The organism is Pseudomonas sp. NPDC077649 (assembly GCF_044542855.1).
GTDB lineage: Bacteria > Pseudomonadota > Gammaproteobacteria > Pseudomonadales > Pseudomonadaceae > Aquipseudomonas.
In genome coordinates this window covers 320307-327278 of the sequence record NZ_JBITVF010000006.1, presented here as the reverse complement: position 1 = coordinate 327278, position 6972 = coordinate 320307, and the positions used below count along the sequence as shown (strand labels likewise).

General features: G+C 61.7%; 5 protein-coding genes. 3 read left to right on the top strand and 2 right to left on the bottom strand.

Annotated elements, in window-relative coordinates:
- The 3 genes from tssI to ACIGFL_RS19070 form a co-directional block, all read left to right on the top strand.
- Nucleotides 1-1037, top strand: a 1037-nt coding sequence (gene tssI, locus ACIGFL_RS19080) for a type VI secretion system tip protein TssI/VgrG (RefSeq protein ID WP_397498188.1), incomplete at its 5' end; no start/stop codon positions are given.
- 5 nt (nt 1038-1042) lie between these two features.
- A complete protein-coding gene (locus tag ACIGFL_RS19075) occupies nt 1043-1879 on the top strand; it encodes a DUF4123 domain-containing protein (protein ID WP_397498187.1) in 837 nt (278 codons plus the stop codon).
- A 10-nt stretch (nt 1880-1889) separates the two neighbouring features.
- A complete protein-coding gene (locus tag ACIGFL_RS19070) occupies nt 1890-4445 on the top strand; it encodes a LysM peptidoglycan-binding domain-containing protein (RefSeq protein WP_397498186.1) in 2556 nt (851 codons plus the stop codon).
- 34 nt (nt 4446-4479) lie between these two features.
- Here ACIGFL_RS19070 and ACIGFL_RS19065 read toward each other — a convergent pair whose 3' ends face one another.
- Together ACIGFL_RS19065 and ACIGFL_RS19060 are read right to left on the bottom strand one after the other, a co-directional pair.
- Nucleotides 4480-5472, bottom strand: coding sequence for a formylglycine-generating enzyme family protein (locus ACIGFL_RS19065; RefSeq protein ID WP_397498185.1), 993 nt, complete (start codon nt 5470-5472; stop codon nt 4480-4482).
- Nucleotides 5473-5657: 185 nt separating this feature from the next.
- On the bottom strand, nt 5658-6905 hold the full coding sequence (locus ACIGFL_RS19060; RefSeq protein WP_397498184.1) for an MFS transporter: 1248 nt from the start codon (nt 6903-6905) through the stop codon (nt 5658-5660).
- Between the last annotated feature and the right edge of the window lie 67 nt (nt 6906-6972).

Genomic DNA, 6972 nt, shown 5'->3' with positions numbered 1-6972 from the left:
GCTTCACCCAAGGCTACCGCAACCGCTTCACCGCCACGCCCTGGAACGTGCCCTACCGTCCCCAGTTGGCCCACCCCAAGCCGCGCATACTCGGCAGCCAGAGCGCCGTGGTCACGGGACCTGTCGGCGAGGAAATCCACTGCGACGAATATGGTCGAGTGAAGGTGCAATTCTTCTGGGATCGCGAAGGCCAGGCCGACGACAAGACCAGCTGCTGGCTGCGGGTCAGCTCCAGCTGGGCCGGTGATCGTTACGGCGCCATCACCATCCCGCGCATCGGCATGGAAGTGCTGGTCACCTTCCTCGAAGGCGACCCCGATCAGCCGCTGATCACCGGCTGCCTGTACCACGCCGAACATGTGGTGCCCTACGACCTGCCGGCGAACAAGACCCGCAGCGTGTTCAAGACCCTCAGCAGCCCCGGCGGTGGCGGCTACAACGAACTGCGCATCGAGGATCGCAAGGGCGCCGAGCAGATCTATCTTCACGCCCAGCGCGACTGGGACGAGAACATCGAGCACGACCAGAAGATCCGCGTCGGCAACGAACGCCACGACACGGTCGAGGCCAATGCCTACAGCCACTTCAAGGCCGAAGAACACCGCACCACCCATGCCGACCGCAAGACCGAGATCAAGGCCAACGACCACCTCACCGTCGGCGACAGCCAGCACATCAAGCTGGGCAACGGCCAGTTCATCCAGGCCGGCAGCGAGATCCACCTCTCCAGCGGGCTCAAGGTGGTGTTGGAGGCAGGCAGCGAACTGACCCTCAAGGGCGGCGGCAGCTTTATCAAACTCGACGGCGGCGGCATCACCCTGGTCGGGCCGGTGATCAAGATCAACTCCGGCGGCGTACCGGGCAGCGGCTCGGGAGCGGCACCGATACTGCCGGGGGCGGCGAAGCCGGCGGATGCGGATGAAGCCGGTATGGTAACCAGCAACTACCGCGACCAGGCCCTAGCCGGACACCTGCTGCCTGCCTCTGGTTGCGTGTTCGACGCCAGCGGGAAATGCATGATCCACAATCACGGATGAGCGACATGGCGAACCCGATCCCCTCCCCGTTCGAGCAGGCACCGGATACACACCTTCGCTGCGTGATCCTCGAAGCTACCGCCGACCCGGATATGCCAAGGTGGCTTTATCAGCTAGCGCCAGAGGGCACGCCACAATGGGCGCCGCTTTTTCTGGATACGCCCTATCGGGCCCTGAGCGAGCAGGGCCCAGCGCTGGTGATCAGCTCGACAGACGATCCGTGGAGCGAGTACGCCCACGCCCTGCTGGCCCAAAGCGACGCGGGCTGCCTGCTCTATCTGGATGACCTGCAACACTGGAATGCCGCGGTTACACATTGCCAAAGCCTGCTTTGCGTCCGCACGGAAGAGCGTCCCGACCAGTTGATGCGCTTCTTCGAACCACGCTGGATCGAGCCGCTTCTGGAAACCCTGAGCGCTGGAGAGCGGCAGGCATTCTTTGGCCCGTTTTCCGGGTTGGCCTGGCGCAACGAACTGGGCTGGCGCTACGCCTCTCGCCCACAACCGTGGGACGGCAGGCTGCAACAGCCCGGCTGGCTATGGTTGGGTCAACAACGACAGCGAGAGATGGAGAAGGTGCGACTACGGCTGATCGCCGCACAGATGGCCGATGACTACGCCGCGGTGATCGAAGCCTCGCCTCCCGAAGACTTCGTGCAACAACAGTTGCTTGCTGCCTACGACATCGGCATTACCCAGAAAGCCCAATACGAACGCTGGCTGCGACTGACCCTGAGCCATGGCACGGGATTCTGGAAATCAGAGCCTGCACGAACAGTCCTGGCGCGCCAGGATCTGACGACGGGCGCAAAACTGGATGAACTGGAAAGCCTTTCGGGCTAGGGACAAGGACATGTCGAGCGGCAAGACTTACATCGTGCAACGCGGCGATACCCTCAGCGGCGTCGCCCAACAACACGCCACCACAACGGCTGAGCTGCAGCGAATCAATCCGATAATTCGCGACCCGAACATCATTCAGCCCGGCTGGAAGCTCAAACTCCCCGCCCAGGCTGCGGCCAATGAAACGCCCGCAGCGGCGCCCTCCGCTGGCGGGGCAAGACAGTTACCCCCTGCCCAGCACGCCAACGACCCCAGCAGCGCGCAGGCGCAGTGTGCCAGCCAATGCAACGACGAGTTGGTCGATGTGGTGCATATCACAGGCGACACCCACTACTACGTGCTGACCGAACCACAAGCCCAGGCACTGAAGCGCGAAATCCAGCGTGTACAGGCATTGATGGACGAATTGCAGCAGAAGCTGGCCCAGGCCAAAGAACGCATCGAATGCCTGAAGGAACGCACCCAGGGCAACGCATGCGACTGCAGCCGCTGCATCAAACAGGCCTGGAACGAAAAAGCCGAACAGGCCGGCCTTCTACTGCTGTCCCCTCCTCCGCAGGAGAACGAAATCCCCCTGCTGACCTCCGCGGAAGACATCCAGGGCCAGCTGCGCACTCTGCAGGATGCGCGCAACTGGTACGCATCCTATACCCCCTGGTTCAACTCTTCTCACGCCACCGGCAACCTGATGGAAAGCAACTGGCGAGCACTGCGGCAGAAGAAGCTGGCCGAGCTGGATGCAGAGATCGTCACTCTACGTGGACGGCTATCGAGCAAGCCGGATGACAGCAGCACCCTGGGCAGCGGCACCCGCCCGGATCTGGCTCACGGACGTGGCCGCAGCGGCGAAAGAGAACGAGGTACAAGACGCCGAAGTGGTGTCACCGTCGTCGAAGTCGTGCTGTTCAGCCAACCGGACCGACGCTATTACATCAGCACCCGCTACCACGAGCAGGTGGACTGGAAACTCAAGGTGCGCAGTACCGTACTGGCAGGCAAACCCTTCGGCAGTCAATTGGCCAAGGATTTGCTCGACGATATCCGCAAGGGAATTGGCGAAGGCCGCAAAGCCAGCCCAATCGGCGCATTGGAGGCCAAGCTGGTCGGCTGGACGAGCAAAGAAGACAACCTACTCAACGCCCTGCACAAAGAGACCAGCTGGACCAGCAACCCGGATGACTCCGCCCCCTACGCCGTCTCATCGGAAGCCCATGCCCTGCGCTTTGCTGCCAGCGCCAGTGCCGGCGTGAACAACTGGAATCCAGCCCAGGGCAATATCGAAGTCGGCGCCAAGGGCAGTGCCGCGTTCTCGCTGGCGGAAGGCTCGGTTTCGCTCACCAGCTTCTTCCCCTCCCAAGGCGGCTACCCACTGCGCCTGCGCTACCGCAACGCGGAAGGGCGCGAGGTCGATTGCCCGCTGGGCGTCATACGTCTGCAAGGAAAAGTGGAGCTGTCCTGTTTCGTCGGTGCCCATGCCCAGGCCTCGGCGGGCGTCAGCGTGCGCTACAAGCCCGGCGACGAAGCCGCGGGGGGCGCCACGGCGCTGCTCGGCTCACCTCATATCGCCCCCAGCCGCGGCGGCAATATCGGCCTGAAAGGCGATGCCTTCGCCGGTGCCCAGGCAGGTGGCGCATTGAGCGGTGCGCTGCAGTGGGTCGACCCTTCCGAACAGGGACGCGGCGCCATTGTCAGCGGTCAGTCCAACGCTGGCAGCAGATGGAGCAGCCTGGCCGAAATCAAGGCCGAGGCCAGCGCGGCCTTCGGTGCCGGTATTGGTGGCGACTTCGGTATCACCATCGCCAGCGACCGACTCGCCGTGAACTGCAAAGGCCGCCTGGTGTTCGGTCCCGGGGCCAGCGGTGGCTTCTCGACCGTGGTGGATCTGGAGAAAACCTACGCACTGCTGAAGCTGGTGTGTGAAGCACTGGCTGATGTGGATTATCGATATCTGCTGGGGGTTTCTCAGGAGGCTTTTAACTATATGGCTTGGGGTTTGTATCAAGTGGCAAGCGCACCTGGTACTGCTGCAATCCAGGCGTTTGAAAATGGTGCTCAAAAGATGTCCATTTGGTGGAGGAGGCGTAGCGCCTCCATGGTCGAGGCAGAAAACCTAGCCCGCTATCTTCTGACTAATCGCGCCGTACTGATAAATGGCAAGCGCTTACCTCTAGATAAACTTCCACCGCAAACCGTCGGCCCAATGCTGTATGTGCTTAGTGAAAGCTATGTGGAAAGCTTTCAGGAATACCAAGAAAAAGCGATCGTCCTGCTACTCAGCCACCTTTATCGCCGCTGGCGTCAATTCATAGAGGCAATGGAACATTGCTCACCGAATGGCGCCAAGGTCAATGCAATGGAAAGCCTCAATCGTCTTAACCGTCTGCTCGATGGACGGCAGCAGCAGGAGTTCAATCAATTTATCGAGCAACTGGCCGTACGCGGTCTACCGGGCTCAATGGACTCCAGCCCGACTGTGATGCTGGCTTGGACACCCACAGACGCATGGCGCAAGCGCGACGTTCTGATCGCGGCAAGATCCAGTGGGCAGTTCGACGGGCTAGCCTAAAAAGCAAGGGCTCCCAATAGGGAGCCCTTGTCTCTTAAAGTTCATGGTCGAGCTGAATAGCGCAGCGGAAACTGGTTCCTGGATAATATCCGTCCTGCTCTGGCTTATCTGCCCAGCGTCGAACTGTATTCGCAGACTGCCAACCTGACTCAAAATAGTTTGACCCTCGACGAATCTTCTGGGCGCCTGTAGTTGGCCCTTGTGGATTATCAGCAGGCGAATTTCTGTAGTAATCAGGGTCATACCAGTCATTGACCCAGTCGGTGGCGTTACCAGCCATATCATATAGGCCCAGTGGATTCGGAGCGAACTGTCCAACGGGATGTATGTCGGTGTCTTCATCACGAGGAATATTACGCCCATAGTCCAGGCTTCCCGTATCCGTAGGGAATTGTACGTACTGTCCACGATTACGGGCGGCATATTCCCACTGTGCCTCAGTCGGCAAGCCCACTGGATAGCCACTGAGCTGCCCCAACCACAGACAATAGTCTTTGGCCTCTTGCCATTCTTTGGGTGGAGCAGGCTTGTTCGGATCAAATTCGCCAGCTAAATCTTTCCTATCTCGATACTCCACATCGAACAAAGGTAGTCCCTGGCTGGTACGGAATAAATCGAAATCTCCCAGCCGAGTTTGGTAACTCGCCAGGTAGTAACTACTCAAACGCACCTGATGCAGATAGTCATCGTGGAACTTGGGGGTAATCGGACACAGCTCATCCGGCTCGTAGCCATAGGGCCAGGTGCCCATATTGGTCTGATCGAAATCGCAGGGCGCGCCGAAGTCGCCCATCTCGAACTCGCCCCCTTCGATAAACACCATCTCATCCAGCGAGCGCACCACTGTAGTGAGCACCTGGCTGCGCAGCTCGGCGGATAGCTTGGCGTACTGCGAGTCGATTCGCTCGGCGATGGCCGCAACCTTCTCCGGGCTGAGCTTTTCGCTTTTCGGCAGGGGCTGCGACTGCGCCTGGCAACCCACCACCAGCAGCGGAGCGATAAGAGGAAGTATCAGTCGACGATACATGGCAACGTCCTTGTCAATCAGATCGGCGGCTTAGCCTAACAGGCCAGCCAGGGAAATTGGCTTTATCGGCAGGGCTCAGACAATACCTACCGCCAGGCGGGCAACGCCAGGTTCACGCCCGTGCTCTGTGCGCCCTGTCATACGAAGCATGGATTTGTCTCTGACGCCCTATTCGTGACCTGGTTCTAGAGGCCCCGTCGCGACCACCTCGCATGCATGAAAACCACCGTCAGCACCAGCAAACCCAACACCCCCGCCCCGATGAACAACCCCTCATACCCCAACACCTTGGCCAACACCCCGCTGCTGGCCCCGACGAAGCCGGACAGCAGCAACTGCGCCGAGGCCTGCAGGGTGAAATCGGCGCCTTCGTGTTCGGGGCGGCACATGCGCATCATGGCGGCGAACAGGGCGACGGTGGACATGCCGTCGGCCACCTGTTCGAACAGGGTCACGGCGTAGACCAGTCCGACATTGCCGCCCTGCCCCACCAGCAGTGCCATGGCGGCGATGCCGAGAGCCTGCAGGGCGCCGAACAGGATCAGCGCGCGCAACACGCCGATGCGGGCGTAGAGCAGGCCGCCGAGCAGGGCGCCGGCGATGCCGGCCAGGCTGCTGATCAGGGTCAGTTGACCGAGCGCCGCGGTGCTCCAGCCCTGGTCCACCAGCATCGGCTTGATCATCGGCGAGCCGAGCGAATCGCCCAGCTTGAAGGTCAGCACCACTGCCAGCCACAGCAGCATGCCGGGTTGCGCCAGCAGGCCGCGGTAGTGCTCGAGCAGCAGACGCGGGCCCAGTGCGCTTTCCGCCAATGCCGGCTGGAAGGGCAATACCCGGCGCTCGGGGAACAGCCAGATCGGCACGGTCATCAGCAGAATCAGCCCGGCCAGCAGACCAACGGCAAGGTTCCAGCCCAGCGGGTCGATCACCAGCAGCAGGCCGCTGCCGCTGACGATCATGCCGACCTTGTAGCCGCCCACCTGCAGGCTGTTGCCCAGGCCGCGCCAGCGCTCGGGCAGCAGGCGCACGGTAAGGCCGTCGGTGGCGATGTCCTGGGTGGACGCCAGCAGATTGATCGTCAGCAGCAGGCCCAGCAGCAGCCACAGGCCTGAGCCGAACAGGGTCTGCGGCGCCAACGTGGCTAACGCAGCCACGCAGAGGATCACGCCTGCCTGCAGCGGCAGAATCCAGCCGCGATGATGGCCCAAGCGCGGTGAAGCCAGGCGGTCGATCCAGGGCGCCCAGAACACCTTGAGCAGCCAGGGCAGCGCCAGCAGTTTGAGCAGGCCGATCAGCGCCAGGTCGACGCCGTGCTGGCGCAGCAGCACCGGCAGCGAGTGGGCGATCAGCCCGGATGGCAGGCCCTGCGCGCAATAGAGCGAGGCCAGCAGCACCAGCGTGGCGTTGGACGGGCGAGGTGCGGATGGCGACATGGCGGGCGCTCGCGGCAAAAGCGCAAGCCTAGTGGTTAGCGACTGCGAGCGGCAACGTACGGGTGGT